Here is a 22757-nt window from a genome sequence, read left to right on the forward strand (position 1 = left end):
AACCAAGCGGCAGAGGCAGAGGCGGCGGCAGAGACGGCGGCAGCCGGAGTGGCAGCCGGAGTGGCAGCCGGAGTGGGCGCGGAGGGTGCCTTCGGCGGCGGTGGACGTCGCAGCCGGCCCCGCGTCGGCCACATCCAGTTCCTGAACTGCCTCCCCCTCTACTGGGGGCTCGCCAGGACCGGCACCCTTCTCGATCTCGAACTGACGAAGGACACACCCGAGAAGCTCAGCGAGCGGCTGGTGCGCGGCGACCTGGACATCGCCCCCGTCACCCTCGTCGAATTCCTCCGAAACGCCGACGAGCTGGTCGCCTTCCCCGATCTCGCGGTCGGCTGCGACGGCCCCGTCATGTCCTGCGTGATCGTGTCGCAGGTGCCGCTGGAGCAACTGGACGGCGCCCGGGTGGCCCTCGGCTCCACCTCCCGTACGTCTGTACGGCTGGCCCAGCTGCTGCTGAGCGAGCAGTACAAAGTGGAGCCGGACTACTACACCTGCCCGCCGGACCTCGGCCTGATGATGCGGGAGGCCGAGGCGGCCGTGCTCATCGGCGACGCGGCGCTGCGCGCCTCGCTGCACGACGCGCCGCGGCTCGGTCTCCAGGTCCACGACCTGGGACTGATGTGGAAGGACTGGACCGGGCTGCCGTTCGTCTTCGCGGTCTGGGCCGCGCGCAAGGACTATCTGGCGCGCGAGCCGGAGGGCGTACGGAAGGTGCACGAGGCGTTCCTGGCCTCCCGGGACCTCTCGCTGGAGGAGGTCGCGAAGGTCGCCAAGCAGGCGGCGCGCTGGGAGTCCTTCGACGCGGAGCTGCTGGAGCGCTACTTCACGACGCTCGACTTCCGCTTCGGCCCCGACCAGCTCGCGGGCGTACGGGAGTTCGCGCGCCGGACCGGCCCGTCGACCGGCTATCCGGCCGACGTCCGGGTGGAGCTGCTCACGGCACCGACCGCCACCGACAGGGCTTGACAGGGCGCGACGGGGCTTGTCAGTGGGCTGGCGTAGGCTGGTTCGGTCGTTACATCCCCCTTGGGAAGGACCCGCCCGGTGACCGAGAAGGCCGACCTCACGTCCGTAGATGTCACTGGGGTCCTTGACCGTGCGGCGGCGGGCGGGCGCATCACGCCCGGGGAAGCGCTCGTCCTCTACCGCTCGGCGCCGCTGCACGCACTGGGCGCCGCCGCAGACGGGGCCAGGCGCCGCCGGTACGCGGGGACCGAGCACATCGCGACGTACATCATCGAGCGGAACATCAACTACACCAACGTCTGTGTGACGGCGTGCAAGTTCTGCGCCTTCTACGCCGCGCCCAAGGACACCGCCAAGGGCTGGAGCCGCGACCTCGACGACATCCTGCGCCGCTGCGCGGAGACGGTCGAGCTCGGCGGCACGCAGATCATGTTCCAGGGCGGCCACCACCCGGACTACGGCGTCGAGTACTACGAGCGGCACTTCGCGGCGATCAAGAAGGAATTCCCGCAGCTGGTCATCCACTCCCTCGGCGCGTCCGAGGTCGAGCACATGGCCAGGATCTCCAAGGTCTCGGTCGAGGAGGCGATCCGGCGGATCCACGCCGCCGGTCTCGACTCCTTCGCCGGCGCCGGCGCCGAGCTGCTGCCCGAGCGGCCGCGCAAGGCGATCGCGCCGCTCAAGGAGTCCGGCGAGCGCTGGCTGGAGATCATGGAGATCGCGCACGGGCTGGGCGTCGAGTCCACCTCCACGATGCTGATGGGCACGGGCGAGACCAACGCCGAGCGCATCGAGCACCTGCGGATGATCCGTGACACGCAGGACCGGACGGGCGGCTTCCGCGCGTTCATCCCGTACACCTACCAGCCCGAGAACAACCGCTTGAAGGGCCAGACGCAGGCCACGCTCTTCGAGTACCTGCGCTTGATCGCGATCGCGCGGCTCTTCCTCGACAACGTCGCGCACATCCAGGGCTCCTGGCTGACCACGGGCAAGGAGGTCGGCCAGCTGTCGCTGCACTACGGCGCCGACGACCTCGGCTCGATCATGCTGGAGGAGAACGTGGTGTCGTCGGCCGGGGCCAGGCACCGCTCCAACCGGCTGGAGATCATCGACCTGATCCGCAAGGCGGGCCGCGTCCCGGCGCAGCGCGCCACGACGTACGAGCACCTCGTCGTGCACGACGACCCGGCGGACGACCCGGTCGACGACCGCGTGGTCTCGCACATCTCGTCGACGGCGATCGAGGGCGGCACGGCCCACCCGGAACTGAAGCTGCTCAGCGCCAACTGACACCGCCGTGCTGACGATCCACCGCGCGGACGTGCTGCTGCCGGGACGCGGGGACGAGCCCGTGCCCGGCGGTGCGGTCCTGGTCGACGGCCGGGCCCTCGCCGCTCTCGGCCCGTACGAGGAGCTGGCCGCCGCGCACCCGGCGGCCCGGGTCCGGCGCTGGCCCGGGGTCCTCACGCCCGGGCTGTGCAATCCGTACGGCCCCGAGCTGCTGGAGGCCGCGTACCACCCCGATCCGCGCGAGGCCGCCGAGCTGGGCACCGAGCCTCTGACGGGTGAGGCGCTCGCCGCGCTGGAGATGACCGACGCCCGCTGGGGCGCGAGTGCCCGGCGCGGGACGAAGCGGATGCTGGCGCACGGCACCGTCGCGGTCGCGGGCGACCTGTGGCGGGACGCGGTACGGGACGCCGTGGCGCGCGCGGGGCTGAGCAGCGAGGAGCGGTTCACGGACCCGCCGGGTCCGCCCTCGTTCGACCCCTTCGCGGGACGGCCGGCCGAGGAGGCGTTCCTGCTTCCCCTGCGGAGTGGCGCGGGGGCCGACGCCGACTTCGCGGTGTTCGCGATCCCGGCCGACGGTGATCCGTACGCGGCGCTGGCCGAGCACGGCGCGGGCAGCTGTGTCGCCACCGTCCTCGGCGGGCGACTCGTCCACCGGCGCGCATGACGCCGGGACCCGCCTGCGAGAATGACGCGCGTACCGCACCGGACCTGACCCAAGACAAGCGAGGCCGAACGCGAGTGACCCGGGCATCTCTGGACAAGCAGCCGCACGAAGTCGCCTCGATGTTCGACGGCGTGGCGAAGAACTACGACCTCACCAATGACGTGCTCTCGCTCGGCCAGGACCGGGTGTGGCGCAAGGCCGTCGCCAGGGCCGTGAACGCGCGCCCGGCGGAGAAGATCCTCGACCTCGCCGCCGGTACCGCCACCTCCTCGCAGCCGTTCGCCGCCACCGGCGCGTACGTCGTGCCCTGCGACTTCTCGCTGGGCATGCTGCGGGAGGGCAAGAAGCGGCATCCGTGGATGCCGTTCACGGCGGGGGACGCGACGAAGCTGCCGTTCGCCGACGCGTCCTTCGACGCGGTGACGATCTCCTTCGGGCTGCGCAACGTGCAGGACACCGACCTCGCGCTGCGCGAGCTGTACCGGGTGACGAAGCCGGGCGGACGCGTGGTGATCTGCGAGTTCTCGCACCCCACCTGGGCGCCGCTGCGGACCGTCTACACGGAGTACCTGATGCGCGCGCTGCCGCCGACCGCGCGCGCCGTCTCCTCCAACCCCGACGCGTACGTCTATCTCGCCGAGTCCATCCGCGCCTGGCCGGACCAGCCCGCGCTCGCGGCGCGGCTGCAGGGCGCGGGCTGGTCCCAGGTGGCCTGGCGGAATCTGACGGGCGGGATCGTGGCGCTGCACCGGGGCGTACGGGCCTGACGGCACGGGCGGCCCTCCTTCGAGGCGCTGAGGGAGGCCGCCCGCCCGCACCGCTGTCGGTGCCTCGATGCCTCAGGGCCTCGGAGCGCCAGCGCCTCAGGGCCTCGGAGCGCCAGCGCCTCAGGGCCTCGGAGCGCCAGCGCCTCAGGCCCTCAGAGCGCCAGCCGGAAGCAGTGCGCCTCCTGCTTCGACGAGGTGGTGTACGTCTCGGCCCGCTCCATCCCCAGCCGTCGCGCCACCGCCAGCGAGCGTTCGTTGCGCGGGCTCACCATCGCCACGACCTGGCCGACGCCCGCCTCCCGTACCCGCTCCAGCGTGGCGCGTGCGGCGGCCGTGGCGTAACCGCGCCCCCAGTGGTCGCGGCCCAGCCGCCAGCCGATCTCGATCTCACCGACGGGACCGAACGACTCGTGCGGCCAGGGCTGCGCCCCGGTGAAGCCGACGACCTTGTCCTCCTCGCCCACGATCGTCCAGAAACAGAAGCCGCGCTCCGCGTCGTGTCTGCGCTGGCGGGCGGTCAGCTCCTCGTACACCGAGAGCTCCGCCGGGGCGCCGCCATGGAACTCCATCACATCCGGGTGGGCGAAGACCCGGTGCCAGGAGAGCGCGTCCTCGTCCGTGGGGACGCGCAGGCCCATCAAGGGGAGCGGCTTGGTCATGTCGTTCACGAGGCAGCCCTTCACAGGAGGTATGGGTACGCACCCATAGACTGCACGTGCCCAGTGCCGCCCGGTACGTAATCTCAAGTCTTCGGGAGAACCCGCTGTGACCGAGCCCCTCTCCGAGAACACCGCAGATGTGATCGTCGTCGGAGCGGGCCCGGCCGGCTCCACCACCGCGTACTACCTCGCCAAGGCGGGCCTGGACGTCCTGCTGCTGGAGAAGACGGCGTTCCCCCGCGAGAAGGTCTGCGGCGACGGTCTCACCCCGCGCGCGACCAAACAGCTGGTGTCGATGGGCATCGACATCTCCGAAGAGGCGGGCTGGCTGCGCAACAAGGGCCTGCGGATCATCGGTGGCGGCGTCCGGCTCCAGCTCGACTGGCCGGAGCTGGCCTCGTACCCGGACTACGGACTCGTCCGCAAGCGCGACGACTTCGACGAGCAGCTGGCCCGGCAGGCCCAGAAGGCCGGCGCGCGGCTGCACGAGCGGTGCAACGTCGGAGCGCCGATCATCGACGAGCGCACCGGCCACATCACCGGCGTGCACGCCAAGATGGGCGAGGAGAAGACCCCGGTCACCTTCCACGCCCCGCTCGTCGTCGCCGCCGACGGCAACTCCACCCGGCTGTCGCTCGCCATGGGGCTGCACCGGCGCGAGGACCGGCCGATGGGCGTCGCGGTCCGTACGTACTTCACCTCGCCCCGCCACGAGGACGACTACCTGGAGTCCTGGCTGGAGCTGTGGGACCGGCGCGGCCCGGGCGAGGACCGGCTGCTGCCCGGCTACGGCTGGATCTTCGGCATGGGCGACGGGACGTCCAACGTCGGGCTGGGTGTCCTCAACACCTCCGACTCCTTCAAGGAGCTGGACTGGCGCGAGGTGCTCAAGGCGTGGTGCGCGTCGATGCCGGAGGACTGGGGATACACCCCGGACAACATGACGATGCCGATCCGGGGCGCCGCGCTCCCGATGGCGTTCAACCGCCAGCCGCACTACACCAAGGGCCTGCTGCTCGTCGGTGACGCGGGCGGGCTGGTCAACCCGTTCAACGGCGAGGGCATCGCCTACGCCATGGAGTCCGGCCAGATCGCCGCCGACGTCATCGTCCAGGCCCACGCGCGCGCCACCCCGGCCCAGCGCGAACTGGCCCTCCAGCACTACCCGAAGGTCCTGAAGGACACCTACGGCGGCTATTACACGCTGGGCCGCGCGTTCGTGAAGATGATCGGCAATCCGAAGGTCATGAAGATCGCCACGCAGCGTGGTCTGACACATCCGCTGCTGATGAAGTTCACGCTGAAGATGCTGGCGAACCTGACGGACCCGACGGGCGGCGACGCGATGGACCGCATCATCAACGGCCTGAGCAAGGTGGCCCCGAAGGCCTGAGCGGCACGTTGTGCCCCGGGCGGTCCGCCGGGGCGTGGAGCAGGGCGGCGACACACTCCGGGTGGAGTGGGTGCGCCGCCCTGTCGCGTTGGTGCATGCGGTGTGCGGCGGCCTGTGGTCTTCCGGTTGACCAAGGCCGGCGGGCCGCGTGATAGTGGCGCTGCCGAGGGGATCGGCGCACATCAGGGGTGGGGACCACACATGCAGGCCGATGCCGAAGAGACCGCGCCCGCGCGCGCGGATTCCGATGCCTACGCGTCCGCGCGCGCCCATGTGGAAACACTCCTGCGGGACGGGGAGGCCGCCGAGGCCCGCCGGGCCGCCAGGAGCGCGCTGGACGACCTCGGACCGGACGGCGGGCTGTACGCGCTGCTCGGCCGGGGGCACGCCGCCGAGGACGACGACGACCATGACGACCGCGCCGAGCTCGTCTATCGCGAAGGCCTCGCGGCCTTCCCGGACCATCTCGACATCCTCGCCGCCTACGCGGAGCTGTGCCTGAACAGCGATGTCGTCGAGCGGCCCGGACGCTACCGGCGCGGACCCGAACTGGCCGAGCGGCTGCGTGAACTGGCTCCCGGATCACCGCAGGCGCTGAGCGCCGAGCAGGCCGAGAACGACAGGGGCCGGCTCCTGCCCCGTGAGCCCTCCGCGGACCGGGTGCAGCGGTACGACGCGCGCCAGGCGCTGGCCGCCGACGACGTACGGACCGCCGCGCACCGGGCCAGGGCGCTCGCGGCCGCGCATCCTCACGACGGGCGGCTCGTGGTCCGCGCCGAGACACTGACGGCACTGGCCCGGCCCGGAGGGGCAGTCCTGCGCCCCCTGGTGCGGGCCCCGTTGGGCGCCAACCTGGTCCTCGCGGTGCTCCTGGGCGCGGCGCATCTCACCGTGCCCGCTCTCCATCTCCCCGGCTGGACACGGCTCTTCTCCCTGCTCTTCCTCCTGCCGGTCTGCCTGCTCGGGTGGACGCTGCGCGGAGCCCGGCACCGGGCCTGGGCTCTCGTACGATCCGCCCTGGCGCCCGGCTCGCCCGGGGAGCCGGTAGGGCCGATTCCGCCCGCGCCGTCCCTGGCGCCGGTCCCGCCGTTCTCGCTCCGTGAGAAGTGGGCGGCCGTGCTGGTCGCCGTGGTGGTCGTCGGGCCGGCGCTCGTCGCGGCGGTGTGGGCGAATGCCCAGTACCGGTCGTATCCGCGCTACGAGGTGTCCGCGCCGGAGGGTTACCTGGGGATGGACCGGCTCCACGACTCCGATACCAACGACATCCTCGCGTCGATGATGGAATCCTGGGAACTCGGCAGGACCGACGGGGAGGGCTTCGGCTACCTCTACGGCGACGCGGAGCGCGGCGAGGCCGCCATCGTCGTCGCCGGCGGGATCGGGGACTTCCGCGACATGCCGGCCAACATGGCCTCGGCGGTCCGGCAGGGACTCCTGGCTTCCGCCTCCGACGTCGGTGACAGCTGGAGCCCCGACCCCGGCCGTTACGGCGGCCGGATGGAGTGCACGCCCTTCACCAATCTGACGGGTCTGGCGTGGGTGGCGTGCGGCTGGACCGACAAGGGCAGCTTCGGCACCGTCGTCTTCCTCGCCGAGGAGGCCGGGGAGACCGGGAACGGCACCGACCACGACGCGGCGGCCGAACTCGCCCGCGACCTGCGGCAGCTGGTGGTGCACCCTGTCCAGGAGACGCCGGAGACCGTGGGCGAGGTCTAGTTCCGCTACGGGGCAGAGCTTGCCGCGACCGGCGTCAGTTCCGGGAGGGCCGGGGCGCGGACAGGGCCGGGGTGCCGGAACCGGCCCTCTTCCGGTCAGGCACCCGCCCACTTCCGCAGCGCCGCGCGGTCGGCGAACGCACCGACGTTCGTGTCCATGGGGCTGTCGGTGTACTGGTGGAACTTCCACGCGGCCTTGATGCGGGGCTTTCCGGCGGTCACGTAGTCCGCGATCCACAGGGCGTCGCCCGCGTTGCTGGTGGTGTCGTGGTGCAGCCAGAAGTACTGCCCGCAGTACAGCCCGACCCGGTGGCTGCCTCCCCGGAGCCGCTTCACCTCGGCGATGAACGCGTCCTTCTGCGCGCAGGAGACCCCGTCGTCCTCCCAGTCGGCGAAGAGCGGATCGCCTTCGATGCTGGCGCACTTCGTGACGAAGTACGCGGCCTGCGCCTTCATGTCACCGGGCCGCAGGAAGTGGTAGAAACCGACCACCACACCGGCGGCGCGGGCGTGCGCGGCCTGCGCGGTCATGCGCGGATTGAGGTACGAGGTTCCTTCCGTGGCCTTGACGAAGACGAAGTCGAGGCCGCTCGTGCTGAACGTGGTGCTCTGGTACGACGAAACATCAATGCCTTTGACGGTCATGGTGGTGCCTCCTGGGCCGAGCGAACGCCCGTGGTACGACGCGGAACGAAGAGTTCACGTCACTTCTACCCAGAAGTGATGGTTCCGTTCCCCGCACCCCTTCCCCGCGATCGGCGTCCGCATCCGCCCGAACGCGCCGAAGGGCCGTGGTTCCCCCCGGAGTGGGGAACCACGGCCCGTCAGGTTTCGCGTGGCTGTCTACAGGTCGGCGGGGCTCAGAGGACGCGGACCGCGCCGCTCGGCCGGTCGTAGTCCAGGGACCGCAGGACCACGCCGGAGCTGGGGTTCTGCGCGCCGACGAACTGGCCGCCGCCCACGTAGATCGCGGTGTGGTACGCGCTGCCCGCGCCGCCCCAGTAAAGGATGTCGCCCGGCTGGAGGTTGCTCAGGGAGACCTGGGTGCCGGCTGTCGACTGCGCGCCGGAGACGCGCGGGAGGTCGATGCCGATCTGGCGGTACGCGGCCTGCACGAGGCCGGAGCAGTCCCAGGCGTTGGGGCCGGTGGAGCCCATGACGTACGCGTCGCCGACGTGCGCCCGGACAAAGGCGACGACGGAGGCCGCGGAGCCGGTGGCCTTCGACGGGGCGCTGTACGTGGGGGCGCCTGAGCCCGAGCCTGAGCCCGAGCCCGAGCCCGAGGGGGAGCCGGAGCTCGCGGAGAGCGGGGTGAGCGTCGTGCGCGCGCTGGAGCGGGAGGCGCGCTCGGCGGTGGCCTCGGCCTCGGCGCGGTCGGCCTTCGCGGCTTCCTCGGCCTTCTTCTTCGCCTTGGCCTCGCGCTCCGCCTCGGAGTGGGCCTTCACGGCGGTCCGCGCGGCCTTGACGGCGGCGGCGTCTTCCTCGGCGCGCAGTTCCAGGCCGAGTGCGACCCGCTGGGTGGCCTCGGCCGACTGCGCGAAGCTCGCGGCGAGCCCGGCGGTGATCGTGGGGGTGAGCGTCGGCATTTCGATGGTCTCGGTCACGGGCTCGGCGGTCGCCGGCCCGGCGGCACCGGCCACCGCGATGGTGCTGAGGACGCCACCGGCAACTCCGGCACGGAGGGCGACCTTCGACGCTCTGCGGCGGGGCTTCCGGTGGCTGGGTATGTGAGCGGTGAGGGACATGGATCTACGGCTATCAGGCGAGCCCCGGTTCCCGTCAAGAAACGTGCGTTGCGCCACAGTTCAGTGCGGAATGCCTGAAACTGCCTGCCAGGGACCTTTATTGACGCCGTAACGGTCATAACGGTCACTCGTGATCATGGCTGTGATCACGGTCTTTTCAAGAAAGGTCCGAATTGCCCGCCGCTTACCATCCCTTCACGCGCGTGGCCAAGCCCGCTTTTCGCGAAGGTTGAGTGGAGTGGCAAGGGTCACAGGATGGTCACCGTCGGGGGTGCGGGCCGGTCACGGACTCGGCCGGGCGCCCGTGGGGCCTTGTCGGAAGACGTTCGCCGCCCCGTCCTGGTTGCTCGTGAATGCGTGCACGTGTCCACATCGGTCCCCGGCGCCCCCCGTCCGAGTGGGTCCCCGACGCCATATCACTTCGATCGCCCACGTCGCCAATTTGCTTGTACGGTGCATCGCTTGATAGGGCGACACGCCTCCGACCAGCACTGACGTGCTCGGATGTCACATCTGGTGATCACTCGGCCGCTTCGCGTGTGAAGGTCACCGCTCATCCGACTTCATGATCGTTCGTCAGGTGGCGTAGATCACAAAGAGGTTGGCGTACCCCGTGTCGCAGATCACAGACCGCCAGGCATAGGATGCGGGGCAGTCGGGCTTGTGAACTGCCTCACATGTTCGCGATCTTCAGGGATCTTCCGTGGGGCGGCGAGATGAATGCCCGGTGCGGTCCAACGGTCAAGGACGACTGGAAGGAGCTGAGGAGCGTGAATGCCTATGCGCCCATCCTCGTGCTCGGCGCCCTCGGAGCTGGGTTTGCGATCTTCTCCGTGGTCATGGCCACGCTTATCGGCCCAAAGCGGTACAACCGGGCGAAACTTGAAGCGTACGAGTGCGGTATCGAACCCACGCCGACGCCGGCCGGAGGCGGCCGTTTTCCCATCAAGTACTACCTGACGGCGATGCTCTTCATCGTCTTCGACATCGAGATTGTCTTCCTTTACCCCTGGGCCGTCACCTTCGACTCCCTGGGGCTTTTCGGGCTCGTGGAGATGCTGCTCTTCGTGCTCACCGTCTTCGTCGCCTACGCGTATGTGTGGCGGCGCGGCGGTCTGGAATGGGACTAAAGGGGCTGAGGGGCCACCAATGGGACTCGAAGAGAAGCTGCCGAGCGGTTTCCTGCTGACCACCGTCGAACAGGCCTCGGGGTGGGTGCGGAAATCCTCCGTATTCCCCGCCACGTTCGGCCTCGCCTGCTGTGCCATCGAGATGATGACGACCGGCGCCGGGCGGTACGACCTGGCGCGGTTCGGCATGGAGGTCTTCCGCGGCTCGCCGCGCCAGGCCGATCTGATGATCGTGGCAGGGCGGGTGAGCCAGAAGATGGCGCCCGTGCTGCGGCAGGTCTATGACCAGATGCCCAATCCCAAGTGGGTTATTTCCATGGGGGTTTGCGCATCATCGGGCGGTATGTTCAACAATTACGCCATTGTTCAGGGTGTTGACCATGTTGTGCCTGTTGACATCTATTTGCCTGGCTGCCCGCCGCGCCCCGAGATGCTGATGGACGCCATCCTCAAGCTCCACGAGAAGATCCAGGGCTCCAAGCTCGGGGTCAACGCGGAGGAAGCCGCCCGCGAGGCGGAGGAGGCGGCCCTCAAGGCGCTCCCGACGATCGAGATGAAGGGGCTGCTGCGGTGAGTGACGAGCAGCGATCCGGTAAGAACGTCCCGTCCGGGCGCGACGCGACCGGCGAGGTCATCGGCGTACGGAAGGGCATGTTCGGCACCGACAGCGGCGGCGGGGACACCTCCGGCTACGGCGGTCTCGTCCGGACCGTGTCGCTGCCGGGCGCCACCGCCCGGCCGTACGGCGGCCCCGGCGGGGTCTTCGACGAGATCGCCGACGAACTCGAAGGCGCTCTGGAGGAGCAGGGAGTGCCCCCCGGCGAGGCCATCGAGAGGACGGTCGTCGACCGGGGCGAACTCACCTTCCACATCGCCCGCGAGCATCTCCTCCAGGTCGCGCGCACCCTGCGCGACGACCCGGCGCTGCGCTTCGAGCTCTGTACGGGGGTGTCGGGCGTCCACTTCCTGGGCGATACGGGCCGCGAGCTGCACGCCGTCTACCACCTGCGCTCGCTCACCCACGGCCGGCTGATCCGGCTGGAGGTGTCCGCCCCGGATGCCGACCCGCACGTGCCGTCCCTGGTGTCGGTCTATCCGACCAACGACTGGCACGAGCGCGAGACGTACGACTTCTTCGGCCTGATCTTCGACGGCCACCCCGCGCTGACCCGGATCATGATGCCGGACGACTGGCAGGGCTTCCCGCAGCGCAAGGACTATCCGCTCGGCGGTATCGCCGTCGAGTACAAGGGCGCCCAGATCCCGGCTCCGGACCAGCGGAGGTCGTACTCCTGATGTCAGCACAGACACCCCACGCGACGCCTCGCGCGACCACCGAGGGCACCGTGTACACGGTCACCGGCGGTGACTGGGACGAGGTCGTCCAGTCGGCCGCGAAGGCCGACGACGAGCGGATCGTCGTCAACATGGGTCCCCAGCACCCGTCCACCCACGGTGTGCTGCGGCTGATCCTGGAGATCGAGGGCGAGACCGTCACCGAGGCCCGCTGCGGCATCGGCTATCTGCACACCGGAATCGAGAAGAACCTCGAATTCCGCAACTGGACGCAGGGCACGACCTTCGTCACGCGCATGGACTACCTGACGTCGTTCTTCAACGAGACGGCGTACTGCCTCGGCGTGGAGAAGCTGCTCGGCATCGAGGACGCCGTCCCGGACCGGGCCACCGTCCTGCGCGTCCTGCTGATGGAGCTGAACCGGCTCTCCTCGCACCTGGTCTGCATCGCCACCGGCGGTATGGAGCTGGGCGCGACCACGATCATGATCTACGGCTTCCGGGATCGTGAACTGATCCTCGACGCCTACGAGATGATCACCGGCCTGCGCATGAACCACGCGTTCATCCGCCCCGGCGGCCTCGCCCAGGACCTTCCCGCCGGCGCCGTCGACTCCCTGCGCGAGCTGCTCAAGACGCTGCGCAAGAACCTGCCGGAGTACGACAAGCTCGCCACCGGCAACCCCATCTTCAAGGCCCGCATGCAGGACGTCGGCTATCTCGACCTGGCCGGCTGCATGGCGCTGGGCGCCACCGGACCGATCCTGCGCGCCGCCGGGCTCCCGCACGACCTGCGCAGGTCCGACCCGTACTGCGGTTACGAGACATACGAGTTCGAGGTCCCGACCGCCGAGACCTGCGACGCGTACGGGCGCTTCCTCATCCGCCTGGAGGAGATGCGCCAGTCGCTGCGGATCGTCGAACAGTGCCTGGACCGGCTGGAGCCGGGCCCGGTCATGGTCGCCGACAAGAAGATCGCCTGGCCCGCTCAGCTCGCCCTCGGCCCGGACGGCCTCGGCAACTCGCTCGACCACATCAAGAACATCATGGGCACGTCCATGGAGGCTCTGATCCATCACTTCAAGCTGGTGACGGAGGGCTTCCGGGTCCCGGCGGGACAGGCGTACGCCGCCGTGGAGTCGCCCAAGGGCGAACTCGGCGCGCATGTCGTCTCCGACGGCGGCACGCGCCCCTACCGGGTCCACTTCCGCGACCCGTCCTTCACCAATCTCCAGTCGATGGCGGCGATGTGCGAGGGCGGCCAGGTCGCCGACGTCATCGTCGCCGTCGCGTCCATCGACCCCGTGATGGGAGGCGTCGACCGGTGACGACCACACCGCCCAACTCCGAGGTCAGCCTGGGGATGCCACAGCTCCCCGCGCCGGCCTACCCGGCCGGCGTACGGGCCAGGCTCGACGCCGACGCCAAGGAGATCATCGCCCGCTACCCCGGCTCGCGCTCCGCGCTGCTCCCGCTGCTGCACCTCGTGCAGGCCGAGGAGGGCTTCGTCTCCCGTACGGGCATGGCCTTCTGTGCCGAACTCCTCGACCTCACCACCGCCGAGGTCACCGCCGTCGCGACCTTCTACTCCATGTACCGGCGGGCGCCCGGCGGCGACTACCAGATCGGCGTCTGCACCAACACGCTCTGCGCGGTGATGGGCGGCGACGCCATCTTCGACGAGCTGAAGGAGCACCTCGGCGTTGCCAACGGCGGGACGACCGAGGACGGCAAGGTCTCGCTCGAACACATCGAGTGCAACGCGGCCTGCGACTTCGCGCCCGTGGTGATGGTCAACTGGGAGTTCTTCGACAACCAGACGCCGGACTCCGCCAAGCGGCTCGCCGACGATCTGCGGGCGGGACGGCCGGTCGAGCCCACCCGGGGCGCCCCCCTGTGCACGTACCGGGAGACCGCGCGCATCCTGGCCGGTTTCCCCGACGAGCGCCCCGGCGCCGTCGGTGCCACCGGCGGCGCCGGACCCGCGTCCCTGACCGGCCTGCGGCTGGCCAGGGGCGAGGCCCCGCAGCGGGTGGTCCGGCCCCGGGACGGCGCGAACCCGCAGGACGCGCCGCAGCCCGGCGCACAGCACCTCAGCTCGCACGACGCACCGCAGCAGACCTCGGCCTCCGACCCGGCGGCCCACCCGGACGCCCCGGCCGGTCCCGCCGCCGAGGAGGGGGAGTGATGACGATGGCACCCGAGATCGACGGTCACGGAACCAGCCCGGAAAAGCTCCTCGCGCCCGTCCTGTCCGCCTTCTGGGACCAGCCGGAATCCTGGACCCTGGAGACGTACGAGCGGCACGAGGGGTACGAAGGGCTGAAGAAGGCCCTCGCCATGTCGCCCGACGACCTCATCGCGTACGTCAAGGACGCGGGTCTGCGCGGTCGCGGCGGCGCCGGCTTCCCCACCGGCATGAAGTGGCAGTTCATCCCGCAGGGCGACGGCAAACCGCACTACCTCGTCGTCAACGCGGACGAGTCGGAGCCCGGCACCTGCAAGGACATCCCGCTCCTCTTCGCCAATCCGCACTCCCTCATCGAGGGAATCGTGATCGCCTGTTACGCGATCCGCTCCTCGCACGCCTTCATCTACCTGCGCGGCGAGGTCGTCCCCGTCCTGCGCAGGCTGCACGAGGCGGTGCGTGAGGCGTACGCGGCGGGCTATCTCGGCAAGGACATCCTGGGCAGCGGGCTCGATCTCGACGTCATCGTGCACGCCGGCGCCGGCGCGTACATCTGCGGCGAGGAGACCGCGCTGCTCGACTCGCTGGAGGGCCGGCGCGGACAGCCCCGGCTCCGGCCGCCCTTCCCGGCGGTCGCGGGTCTGTACGCGTGCCCCACCGTGGTGAACAACGTCGAGTCCATCGCGTCCGTTCCCGCGATCCTGCAGCGCGGCAAGGACTGGTTCAAGTCGATGGGCAGCGAGAAGTCCCCGGGCTTCACGCTGTACTCGCTCAGCGGCCATGTCACCAGCCCCGGCCAGTACGAGGCCCCGCTCGGTGTCACGCTGCGCCAGCTGCTCGACATGGGCGGCGGCATCCGGGCCGGCCACCGGCTCAAGTTCTGGACACCGGGCGGCTCCTCGACACCCATGTTCACCGAAGAGCACCTCGACGTCCCGCTGGACTACGAGGGCGTCGGCGCCGCCGGCTCCATGCTCGGCACGAAGGCGCTGCAGTGCTTCGACGAGACGACCTGTGTCGTACGCGCCGTCACCCGCTGGACCGAGTTCTACGCCCATGAGTCCTGCGGCAAGTGCACGCCATGCCGGGAAGGCACGTACTGGCTGGTGCAGTTGCTCCGTGACATCGAAGCCGGCAAGGGACAGCTGTCCGACCTCGACAAGCTCAACGACATCGCCGACACGATAAACGGCAAGTCGTTCTGCGCGCTCGGTGACGGCGCCGCCGCCCCGATCTTCTCCTCGCTGAAGTACTTCCGTGAGGAGTACGAGCAGCACATCACCGGCAAGGGCTGCCCCTTCGACCCCGCGAAGTCCACCGCGTGGGCAGACCAGAACCCGCACCTGGAGGTGAACGCATGACAGTCACCACGTCTGCCCCCTCCGGCGGCGGCGAGGCGGCGGTCCCGCCCGAAGAGCTCGTCTCCCTGACGATCGACGGCATCGAGATCTCCGTCCCCAAGGGGACCCTGGTGATCCGCGCCGCCGAGCTGCTCGGCATCGAGATCCCGCGTTTCTGCGACCATCCGCTCCTCGACCCGGTCGGCGCCTGCCGGCAGTGCATCGTCGAGGTCGAGGGCCAGCGCAAGCCGATGGCGTCCTGCACGATCACCTGCACCGACGGCATGGTCGTCAGGTCGCAGCTGACGTCGCCGGTCGCCGAGAAGGCCCAGCGCGGGGTGATGGAGCTGCTGCTCATCAACCACCCGCTGGACTGCCCGGTCTGCGACAAGGGCGGCGAGTGCCCGCTGCAGAACCAGGCCATGCAGGTCGGTGACACGGACACCCGCTTCGAGGGCAGGAAGCGCACGTTCCAGAAGCCGGTCCCGATCTCCACGCAGGTACTGCTCGACCGCGAGCGGTGCGTGCTGTGCGCCCGCTGCACCCGGTTCTCCAACCAGGTCGCGGGCGACCCGATGATCGAGCTCATCGAGCGCGGCGCGCTCCAGCAGGTCGGTATCGGTGAGGGCGACCCCTTCGAGTCGTACTTCTCCGGGAACACCATCCAGATCTGCCCGGTCGGCGCGCTGACCTCGGCGGCGTACCGCTTCCGCTCCCGCCCGTTCGACCTGGTGTCCTCGCCGAGCGTGTGCGAGCACTGCGCGGGCGGCTGCGCGACCCGCACCGACCACCGGCGCGGCAAGGTCATGCGGCGCATGGCGGCCAACGACCCCGAGGTCAACGAGGAGTGGGTCTGCGACAAGGGGCGGTTCGGCTTCCGTTACGCGCAGAAGCCCGACCGGCTCACCACCCCGCTGGTACGGAACGCGGACGGAGTCCTCGAACCGGCGAGCTGGCCCGAGGCGCTGGAGGCCGCGGCGCGCGGTCTGCGGTCCGCGCGCGGCCGTACGGGCGTGCTGGCAGGCGGCCGGCTCACCCTGGAGGACGCGTACGCGTACGCCAAGTTCGCCCGGGTCGCCCTCGACACGAACGACATCGACTTCCGCGCGCGCGTGCACAGCGCCGAGGAGGCCGACTTCCTGGCCGCCCATGTCGCCGGCCGTGGCCGGGACCTGGACGGTACGGGCCTCACGTACACCACGCTGGAGAAGGCCCCGGCCGTCCTCCTCGCGGGCTTCGAGTCCGAGGAGGAGGCCCCCGGCGTCTTCCTGCGGCTGCGCAAGGCGTACCGCAAGCGCGGCCAGCGCACCTTCTCGCTCGCCACCCACGCCACCCGGGGCCTGGCCAAGGCCGGGGGCACGCTGCTGCCGGCCGCGCCGGGCACCGAGACCGAATGGCTGGACGCCCTGGCGTCGCATGACGGTCTGGACGGGGACGGCGCGAAGGCGGCCGAGGCGCTGCGCGCGCCGGGCGCCGTGATCGTCGTCGGTGAGCGGCTGGCCGCCGTGCCCGGCGGGCTCACCGCCGCCGCCAGGACCGCCGCCGCCACCGGCGCCCAGCTGGTGTGGATCCCGCGCCGGGCGGGCGAGCGCGGCGCGGTCGAGGCGGGCGCGCTCCCGTCGCTGCTGCCGGGCGGACGCCCCGCCACCGACCCGCGGGCCCGTGAGGAGACCGCGGCGGTCTGGGGCGTACGCGAACTGCCCGCCGCCTACGGCCGCGACACCGGACAGATCATCGAGGCCGCCGCCACCGGCGAGCTGGGCGCGCTGGTCGTCGCGGGCGTGGAGCTCGCCGACCTGCCTGACCCGGCGGGCGCGCGGGCCGCGCTGGACGCGGTCGGCTTCCTGGTCTCCCTGGAGCTGCGGCCCAGCGAGGTCACCGACCGCGCTGACGTGGTCTTCCCGGTCGCGGCCGTCGCCGAGAAGCCCGGCACCTTCCTCAACTGGGAAGGCAGGGCGCGGCTGTTCGAGGCCTCGCTGAAGCCGGAGCAGATGACGCGGCGCCTCGCCCCGGCCGACGCGCGGGTGCTGCACATGCTCGCCGACGTCCTGGCCGGGGACGACGAGGGACGCGGCCGCTTCGCGCTGCCGGACCTGCGGGCCGTACGCGCCGAACTCGACCGGCTCGGCGGCTGGGACGGGGAGCGCGCCACCGGGCCGCAGGAGTCGGCGAGGCCGCTGCCGCGCCCCGGCGACGGCGAGGCGGTCCTCGCGGGCCACCGGCTGCTGCTCGACCAGGGACTGCTCCAGGACGGCGACGAGGCGCTGGCCGGTACCCGCCACGAGGCGGTCGCCCGGCTCTCCGCCACGACGGCCGCCGAGTCCGGGGTCAAGGACGGCGACGAACTGACCGTCACCGGGCCCGGGGGCACGGTGACGCTTCCGCTGCGGGTGACGGTCATGCCCGACCGGGTGGTCTGGCTCCCGCTGAACTCCACGGGCGGCGGTGTCCTCGCGGACACCGGTTCCCGCCCCGGCACGCTGGTCCGCATCGGCCCCGCCAACCCGGCACCGGAGGTGCGCGCATGATCGCCCTCGCCCAACTCGCGGCGGCCCCGGGGACCGTACTGGCGGCCGAGGACCTGTCGCTGTTCGGCCGCGACCCGTGGTGGCTCGTCGTCGTCAAGGCCGTCTTCTGCTTCGCCTTCCTGATGGTGACCGTGCTGTTCTCCATCGTGTGGGAGCGCAAGGTCGTCGCCTGGATGCAGCTGCGCATCGGCCCCAACCGGCACGGTCCCTGGGGCATGCTCCAGTCGCTCGCCGACGGCATCAAGCTGATGCTGAAGGAAGACCTGATCGTCAAGCGCGCGGACAAGGTCGTCTATGTCCTCGCGCCGATCGTCGCCGCGGTGCCGGCCTTCATGGCGATCGCCGTGATCCCCTTCGGGCCGTCCGGCAACGAGGTCTCGATCTTCGGCCAGCGCACCACGATGCAGCTGACCGACCTGCCGATCGCGATGCTCTACATCCTCGCGGTCGCCTCGATCGGCATCTACGGCATCGTCCTCGCGGGCTGGTCCTCGGGGTCGACGTATCCGCTGCTCGGCGGCTTGCGCTCGTGCGCGCAGATGATCTCGTACGAGATCGCCATGGGCGCCGCGTTCGCCTCCGTGTTCCTCTACTCCGGGTCGATGTCGACCTCGGCGATCGTCGAGGCGCAGGCGGACCGCTGGTACATCTTCCTGCTGCCGGTCTCCTTCATCATCTACATCATCACGATGGTGGGCGAGACCAACCGCGCCCCGTTCGACATGCCGGAGTCCGAGGGCGACCTCGTCGGCGGCTTCAACACCGAGTACTCGTCGATCAAGTTCGCGATGTTCATGCTCGCCGAGTACGTCAACATGGTCACCGTCTCGGCCGTCGCCACCACGCTCTTCCTGGGCGGCTGGCGCGCGCCGTGGCCGATCTCCTCCTTCTGGGAGGGCGCGAACCACGGCTGGTGGCCGATGCTCTGGTTCGTCGTCAAGGTGCAGCTGCTGCTCTTCTTCTTCATCTGGCTGCGCGGCACGCTGCCGCGCGTGCGCTACGACCAGCTGATGAAGCTGGGCTGGAAGGTCCTGATCCCGGTCTCGGTGGTCTGGCTGATGCTCGTGGCGACCGTACGGGCGCTGCGCAACGAGAACTACGACTTCCAGTCGATCCTGCTGTACGTCGCCGGCGGGGTCCTCGCGGTCCTGCTGCTCTCCTTCGTCGTGGACATCTTCCGCGACAAGAAGGACCAGGCGGACGCGGAGAGCGAGCCGGACCCCGGTGCCTTCGACCCGATGGCGGGCGGCTTCCCCGTGCCGCCACTGCCGGGGCAGGCGCTGCCACCGGTACCGCGCAGGCGGTCCGGCCGCGAACGCGAGCTGATTGTCAGTGGCGGGGTCAATACTGAGAGTGACGGAAAGGAGGATGGCGGTGTCTGACAGTTCTTCGCAGGGGGACACCCAGGGGGAAGGCCCCCGCACCCCCCGGAATCCGGTGGCCGGCTTCGGCGTGACCTTCAAGGCCATGTTCAAGAAGCGGCTGACCGAGCAGTACCCGGAGCAGCAGAAGGTGACAGCGCCGCGCTTCCACGGCCGCCACCAGCTGAACAGGCATCCGGACGGCCTGGAGAAGTGCATCGGCTGCGAGTTGTGCGCCTGGGCCTGCCCGGCGGACGCGATCTACGTGGAGGGCGCCGACAACACCGAGGAGGAGCGCTACTCCCCGGGTGAGCGGTACGGCCGCGTCTACCAGATCAATTACGCGCGCTGCATTCTCTGCGGGCTCTGCATCGAGGCGTGCCCGACGCGGGCGCTCACGATGACCAATGACTTCGAGCTGGCCGACAGTTCACGCGAGAGCCTCATCTACACGAAGGACCAGCTCCTCGCGGGCCTGCACGAGGGCATGGTCGAGTCGCCGCACTCGATCTTCCCGGGCACGGACGAGCAGGACTACTACCGGGGGCTGGTCACCGAGGCGGCTCCCGGCACGGTCCGGCAGGTCGCGGTGAGCAAGGGCGAGAGCCCGTCCGCCGCCGGTCCGTCCGCTGCCGGTCCGTCCGGCGGGAAGCCGTCCGACAAGGGGGCCGGCGCATGAACCCGCTCGCCTCCTCGCTCGCCGCTTCCGCCGCGTCCACCACCTCGACCGGCGAGGCCGTCCAGTTCTGGATCCTCGGCACGGTCGCGGTGATCGGCGCGCTCTCCACGATCCTGATGAAGAAGTCCGTGCACAGCGCGCTCAGCCTGGCCGCGACGATGATCATCCTGGCGGTCTTCTACCTGGCCAACGGGGCCTATTTCCTGGGCGTCGTCCAGATCATCGTCTACACCGGCGCGATCATGATGCTGTTCCTCTTCGTCGTCATGCTCGTGGGCGTCACGGCCGCCGACTCCCTCAAGGAGACGCTGAAGGGCCAGCGCTGGCTCGCCGCCCTCTGCGGGCTCGGCTTCGGAGCCCTGCTCATCGCCGGGATCGGCAACGCCTCGCTGACCTCCTTCACGGGACTCGCCCAGGCCAACGCCGGAGGCAATGTCGAGGGACTGGCCGCCCTGATCTTCACCAAGTACGTCTTCGCCTTCGAGATCACCGGCGCGCTGCTGATCACGGCGGCCGTCGGCGCCATGGTGCTCACGCACCGGGAGCGCACCGAACGGGCCAGGACGCAGCGGGAGATGGCCGAGGACCGCGTCCGCAAGGGCACGCAGCTGCCGCCGCTGCCCGCCCCCGGCGTCTACGCCCGGCACAACGCGGTGGACATCGCGGGCCTGTTGCCGGACGGCACCCCGTCCGAGCTGACGGTCAACAAGACACTCAAGGACCGCGGTCAGATCCGCGATGTGTCCGACGAGGCCATCGCGGACCTCAAGGCGCTGGAGCAGCGGTCGGCGGAGCGGCTGGGCCGTGAGGAGGAGATCAAGCGATGAACCCGGTCAACTACCTCTATCTCGCCTCCCTGCTGTTCACCATCGGCGCGGCCGGTGTGCTGATCCGGCGGAACGCGATCGTGGTCTTCATGTGCGTGGAGCTGATGCTCAACGCCTGCAACCTCGCGTTCGTCACCTTCTCCCGGCTGCACGGCAACCTCGACGGCCAGATCATCGCCTTCTTCACGATGGTCGTCGCCGCCGCGGAGGTCGTGGTCGGGCTCGCGATCATCGTGTCGCTGTTCCGTTCCCGCCACTCGGCCTCGGTCGACGACGCCAGCCTGATGAAGCTCTGAGGGGTCGCTGAATCGTGGAGAACTTGATTGCGCTGCTCATCGCGGCGCCTCTGCTCGGAGCGGCGGTCCTGCTGTGCGGCGGGCGCCGGCTCGACCGCGCGGGCCACTGGCTCGGCACGCTGCTGGCCGCCGCCTCCTTCGGGATCGGCCTGACGCTGTTCAGCGACATGCTCGGCAGGAGCGGCGACGACCGCGCGCTGCACCAGCACCTGTTCAGCTGGATCCCGGTCGGCGGCTTCCAGGCGGACGTCGCCTTCCAGCTCGACCAGCTGTCGATGACGTTCGTCCTGCTGATCACCGGTGTGGGCACACTGATCCACATCTACTCGATCGGCTACATGGAGCACGACGAGCGGCGCCGCCGCTTCTTCGGCTACCTGAACCTGTTCCTGGCGGCCATGCTGCTGCTGGTCCTGGCCGACAACTACCTTCTGCTGTACGTGGGCTGGGAGGGCGTCGGTCTCGCCTCGTACCTGCTCATCGGGTTCTGGCAGCACAAGCCCAGCGCGGCCACGGCGGCCAAGAAGGCATTCCTGGTCAACCGCGTCGGAGACATGGGTCTCTCGATCGCGATCATGCTGATGTTCACCACCTTCGGGACCTTCGCCTTCGGGCCGGTGCTGGGGTCGGTGGGCGACGCCTCGGAGGGCAAGCTCACGGCGATCGGCCTGATGCTGCTGCTGGCCGCCTGCGGCAAGTCGGCCCAGGTGCCGCTGCAGTCCTGGCTCGGTGACGCGATGGAGGGCCCGACCCCGGTCTCGGCCCTGATCCACGCGGCGACGATGGTGACCGCCGGCGTCTATCTGATCACCCGGTCCGGCGCGATCTTCAACGCCGCCCCGGACGCGCAGCTGGTGGTCGTGGTGGTCGGCGGGGTGACGCTCCTCTTCGGGGCGATCGTCGGTTGCGCCAAGGACGACATCAAGAAGGCCCTCGCGGGTTCGACGATGTCCCAGATCGGCTACATGATCCTGGCGGCGGGCCTCGGCCCGATCGGCTACGTCTACGCGATCATGCACCTGGTGACGCACGGCTTCTTCAAGGCCGGGCTCTTCCTCGGCGCGGGGTCGGTCATGCACGGCATGAACGACGAGGTCGACATGAGGAAGTACGGCGGTCTGCGGACGTACATGCCGGTCACCTTCGTCACCTTCGGTCTCGGCTACCTGGCGATCATCGGCTTCCCGGGCCTGTCCGGCTTCTGGTCCAAGGACAAGATCATCGAGGCGGCCTTCGCCAAGGGCGGTACGGAAGGCTGGATCCTCGGCGCCGTCACGCTGCTGGGCGCGGCGATCACCGCGTTCTACATGACGCGCGTGATGCTGATGACCTTCTTCGGCGAGAAGCGCTGGGAGCGCGACGCGCAGGGCGGCGAACCGCATCCGCACGAGTCGCCCAGGTCGATGACCATCCCCATGATCATCCTGGCCTTCGGTTCGGTCTTCGCGGGCGGGCTGTTCTCGCTGAACAGCTCCTTCCTGCACTGGCTGGAGCCCGTCACCGGACACTCCGAGGGCCACTCGCCGGTCAGTGCGGGCGCCGTCACCGGGGCCACCCTGGTCGTCCTGGTGATCGGCGTCGCCCTCGCCTGGGTGATGTACGGACGCAAGCCCGTCCCGGCGGCCGCTCCGCGCGGCTCGCTCCTCACCCGCGCCGCCCGCCGCGACCTCTTCCAGGACGACTTCAACCACGTGGTCCTGGTCCGTGGCGGCGAGCACCTCACCCGCTCGCTGGTCTATGTCGACCACACCCTGGTCGACGGAGTGGTCAACGGCACCGCGGCGTCGTTCGGCGGTCTCTCCGGCCGGCTGCGCAAGCTGCAGAACGGCTACGCCCGCACCTATGCGGTCTCGATGTTCGGAGGTACGGCAGTGCTCATCGCCGCGACCCTGCTGATGAGGGCGGTGTAA

Annotated in this window: 21 protein-coding genes; 18 read left to right on the plus strand and 3 right to left on the minus strand. The window is 70.1% G+C overall.

All coding sequences use genetic code 11. The annotated features are described in order from the left end of the window. The first annotated feature begins 60 nt into the window (after positions 1 to 60). The 4 genes from ACIBAE_RS24280 (at position 61) to ACIBAE_RS24295 (ending at position 3690) form a co-directional block, all read left to right on the plus strand. Positions 61 to 966 (plus strand): menaquinone biosynthetic enzyme MqnA/MqnD family protein, encoded by a 906-nt coding sequence (locus ACIBAE_RS24280; protein WP_399289208.1) that lies wholly within the window; start codon positions 61 to 63, stop codon positions 964 to 966. A gap of 78 nt (positions 967 to 1044) precedes the next feature. Beyond that, the gene (gene mqnC, locus ACIBAE_RS24285; RefSeq protein WP_399289210.1) at positions 1045 to 2259 is read left to right on the plus strand and encodes a cyclic dehypoxanthinyl futalosine synthase; all 1215 of its coding nucleotides are present in this window, start codon (positions 1045 to 1047) and stop codon (positions 2257 to 2259) included. 7 nt (positions 2260 to 2266) lie between these two features. Next, entirely contained in the window at positions 2267 to 2923 is a 657-nt protein-coding gene (locus ACIBAE_RS24290; protein WP_399289212.1) for an imidazolonepropionase-like domain-containing protein, read from the plus strand. Between the two features lie 74 nt (positions 2924 to 2997). Beyond that, positions 2998 to 3690, plus strand: coding sequence for a demethylmenaquinone methyltransferase (locus ACIBAE_RS24295; protein WP_399289214.1), 693 nt, complete (start codon positions 2998 to 3000; stop codon positions 3688 to 3690). Positions 3691 to 3842: 152 nt separating this feature from the next. Here ACIBAE_RS24295 and ACIBAE_RS24300 read toward each other — a convergent pair whose 3' ends face one another. Next, the gene (locus ACIBAE_RS24300) at positions 3843 to 4349 is read right to left on the minus strand and encodes a GNAT family N-acetyltransferase (protein WP_399289216.1); all 507 of its coding nucleotides are present in this window, start codon (positions 4347 to 4349) and stop codon (positions 3843 to 3845) included. A gap of 106 nt (positions 4350 to 4455) precedes the next feature. On the opposite strand from ACIBAE_RS24300, the gene ACIBAE_RS24305 reads away from it, so the two are divergent. Both ACIBAE_RS24305 and ACIBAE_RS24310 read left to right on the plus strand, forming a co-directional pair. After that, positions 4456 to 5742, plus strand: coding sequence for a geranylgeranyl reductase family protein (locus tag ACIBAE_RS24305; protein WP_399289218.1), 1287 nt, complete (start codon positions 4456 to 4458; stop codon positions 5740 to 5742). A gap of 201 nt (positions 5743 to 5943) precedes the next feature. Next, positions 5944 to 7458, plus strand: coding sequence for a hypothetical protein (locus tag ACIBAE_RS24310; protein ID WP_399289220.1), 1515 nt, complete (start codon positions 5944 to 5946; stop codon positions 7456 to 7458). Positions 7459 to 7553: 95 nt separating this feature from the next. On the opposite strand, the gene ACIBAE_RS24315 is transcribed toward ACIBAE_RS24310, so the two are convergent. Together ACIBAE_RS24315 and ACIBAE_RS24320 are read right to left on the minus strand one after the other, a co-directional pair. Further along, positions 7554 to 8102: a glycoside hydrolase family 25 protein gene (locus tag ACIBAE_RS24315; protein ID WP_399289222.1), complete on the minus strand. Its 549-nt coding sequence runs from the start codon at positions 8100 to 8102 to the stop codon at positions 7554 to 7556. 215 nt (positions 8103 to 8317) lie between these two features. Further along, entirely contained in the window at positions 8318 to 9202 is an 885-nt protein-coding gene (locus ACIBAE_RS24320) for a C40 family peptidase (protein ID WP_399289224.1), read from the minus strand. Between the two features lie 770 nt (positions 9203 to 9972). Between ACIBAE_RS24320 and ACIBAE_RS24325 the strand changes: the two genes are divergently transcribed. Genes ACIBAE_RS24325 through nuoL form a run of 12 tightly spaced genes read left to right on the plus strand, consistent with a single transcriptional unit; the run spans position 9973 to position 22757 of the window. Beyond that, the gene (locus ACIBAE_RS24325) at positions 9973 to 10332 is read left to right on the plus strand and encodes an NADH-quinone oxidoreductase subunit A (protein WP_250299117.1); all 360 of its coding nucleotides are present in this window, start codon (positions 9973 to 9975) and stop codon (positions 10330 to 10332) included. 19 nt (positions 10333 to 10351) lie between these two features. Then, entirely contained in the window at positions 10352 to 10906 is a 555-nt protein-coding gene (locus tag ACIBAE_RS24330; protein WP_399289226.1) for a NuoB/complex I 20 kDa subunit family protein, read from the plus strand. Continuing rightward, entirely contained in the window at positions 10903 to 11628 is a 726-nt protein-coding gene (locus ACIBAE_RS24335; RefSeq protein ID WP_399289228.1) for an NADH-quinone oxidoreductase subunit C, read from the plus strand. The genes ACIBAE_RS24330 and ACIBAE_RS24335 overlap by 4 nt, the downstream gene beginning before the upstream one ends. Then, positions 11628 to 12956, plus strand: a complete 1329-nt coding sequence (locus ACIBAE_RS24340; protein ID WP_399289230.1) for an NADH-quinone oxidoreductase subunit D — start codon at positions 11628 to 11630, stop codon at positions 12954 to 12956. The genes ACIBAE_RS24335 and ACIBAE_RS24340 overlap by 1 nt, the downstream gene beginning before the upstream one ends. A 35-nt stretch (positions 12957 to 12991) precedes the next feature. After that, positions 12992 to 13816, plus strand: coding sequence for an NADH-quinone oxidoreductase subunit NuoE (gene nuoE / locus ACIBAE_RS24345; protein ID WP_399289351.1), 825 nt, complete (start codon positions 12992 to 12994; stop codon positions 13814 to 13816). Beyond that, positions 13816 to 15177 carry an NADH-quinone oxidoreductase subunit NuoF gene (nuoF, locus tag ACIBAE_RS24350; RefSeq protein ID WP_399289232.1) on the plus strand — a complete coding sequence of 454 codons (1362 nt, stop codon included), beginning with the start codon at positions 13816 to 13818 and terminating at the stop codon, positions 15175 to 15177. Before nuoE ends, nuoF begins: the two co-directional genes overlap by 1 nt. After that, positions 15174 to 17684, plus strand: a complete 2511-nt coding sequence (locus tag ACIBAE_RS24355; RefSeq protein WP_399289234.1) for an NADH-quinone oxidoreductase subunit G — start codon at positions 15174 to 15176, stop codon at positions 17682 to 17684. The genes nuoF and ACIBAE_RS24355 overlap by 4 nt, the downstream gene beginning before the upstream one ends. Further along, entirely contained in the window at positions 17681 to 19066 is a 1386-nt protein-coding gene (nuoH, locus tag ACIBAE_RS24360) for an NADH-quinone oxidoreductase subunit NuoH (RefSeq protein WP_399289236.1), read from the plus strand. Before ACIBAE_RS24355 ends, nuoH begins: the two co-directional genes overlap by 4 nt. Next, the gene (nuoI, locus tag ACIBAE_RS24365; RefSeq protein ID WP_399289238.1) at positions 19053 to 19724 is read left to right on the plus strand and encodes an NADH-quinone oxidoreductase subunit NuoI; all 672 of its coding nucleotides are present in this window, start codon (positions 19053 to 19055) and stop codon (positions 19722 to 19724) included. The genes nuoH and nuoI overlap by 14 nt, the downstream gene beginning before the upstream one ends. Beyond that, positions 19721 to 20551: an NADH-quinone oxidoreductase subunit J gene (locus ACIBAE_RS24370; RefSeq protein WP_399289240.1), complete on the plus strand. Its 831-nt coding sequence runs from the start codon at positions 19721 to 19723 to the stop codon at positions 20549 to 20551. The genes nuoI and ACIBAE_RS24370 overlap by 4 nt, the downstream gene beginning before the upstream one ends. Continuing rightward, a complete protein-coding gene (gene nuoK, locus ACIBAE_RS24375; protein WP_399289242.1) occupies positions 20548 to 20847 on the plus strand; it encodes an NADH-quinone oxidoreductase subunit NuoK in 300 nt (99 codons plus the stop codon). Before ACIBAE_RS24370 ends, nuoK begins: the two co-directional genes overlap by 4 nt. A gap of 14 nt (positions 20848 to 20861) precedes the next feature. Then, positions 20862 to 22757: an NADH-quinone oxidoreductase subunit L gene (gene nuoL, locus ACIBAE_RS24380; protein ID WP_399289244.1), complete on the plus strand. Its 1896-nt coding sequence runs from the start codon at positions 20862 to 20864 to the stop codon at positions 22755 to 22757.

Origin of the sequence: Streptomyces sp. NPDC051569, from assembly GCF_044454085.1 — a bacterium.
Lineage (GTDB): Bacteria > Actinomycetota > Actinomycetes > Streptomycetales > Streptomycetaceae > Streptomyces.

Bases quoted from the DNA above. Each gene is read 5' to 3' on its own strand.
- ACIBAE_RS24300 (WP_399289216.1), bottom strand. From the start codon at position 4,349: ATGACCAAGCCGCTCCCCTTGATGGGCCTGCGCGTCCCCACGGACGAG.
- ACIBAE_RS24310 (WP_399289220.1), top strand. From the start codon at position 5,944: ATGCAGGCCGATGCCGAAGAGACCGCGCCCGCGCGCGCGGATTCCGAT.
- ACIBAE_RS24315 (WP_399289222.1), bottom strand. From the start codon at position 8,102: ATGACCGTCAAAGGCATTGATGTTTCGTCGTACCAGAGCACCACGTTC.
- ACIBAE_RS24320 (WP_399289224.1), bottom strand. From the start codon at position 9,202: ATGTCCCTCACCGCTCACATACCCAGCCACCGGAAGCCCCGCCGCAGA.
- ACIBAE_RS24330 (WP_399289226.1), top strand. From the start codon at position 10,352: ATGGGACTCGAAGAGAAGCTGCCGAGCGGTTTCCTGCTGACCACCGTC.
- ACIBAE_RS24340 (WP_399289230.1), top strand. From the start codon at position 11,628: ATGTCAGCACAGACACCCCACGCGACGCCTCGCGCGACCACCGAGGGC.
- nuoE (WP_399289351.1), top strand. From the start codon at position 12,992: ATGCCACAGCTCCCCGCGCCGGCCTACCCGGCCGGCGTACGGGCCAGG.
- nuoF (WP_399289232.1), top strand. From the start codon at position 13,816: ATGACGATGGCACCCGAGATCGACGGTCACGGAACCAGCCCGGAAAAG.
- ACIBAE_RS24355 (WP_399289234.1), top strand. From the start codon at position 15,174: ATGACAGTCACCACGTCTGCCCCCTCCGGCGGCGGCGAGGCGGCGGTC.
- nuoH (WP_399289236.1), top strand. From the start codon at position 17,681: ATGATCGCCCTCGCCCAACTCGCGGCGGCCCCGGGGACCGTACTGGCG.
- nuoI (WP_399289238.1), top strand. From the start codon at position 19,053: ATGGCGGTGTCTGACAGTTCTTCGCAGGGGGACACCCAGGGGGAAGGC.
- ACIBAE_RS24370 (WP_399289240.1), top strand. From the start codon at position 19,721: ATGAACCCGCTCGCCTCCTCGCTCGCCGCTTCCGCCGCGTCCACCACC.
- nuoK (WP_399289242.1), top strand. From the start codon at position 20,548: ATGAACCCGGTCAACTACCTCTATCTCGCCTCCCTGCTGTTCACCATC.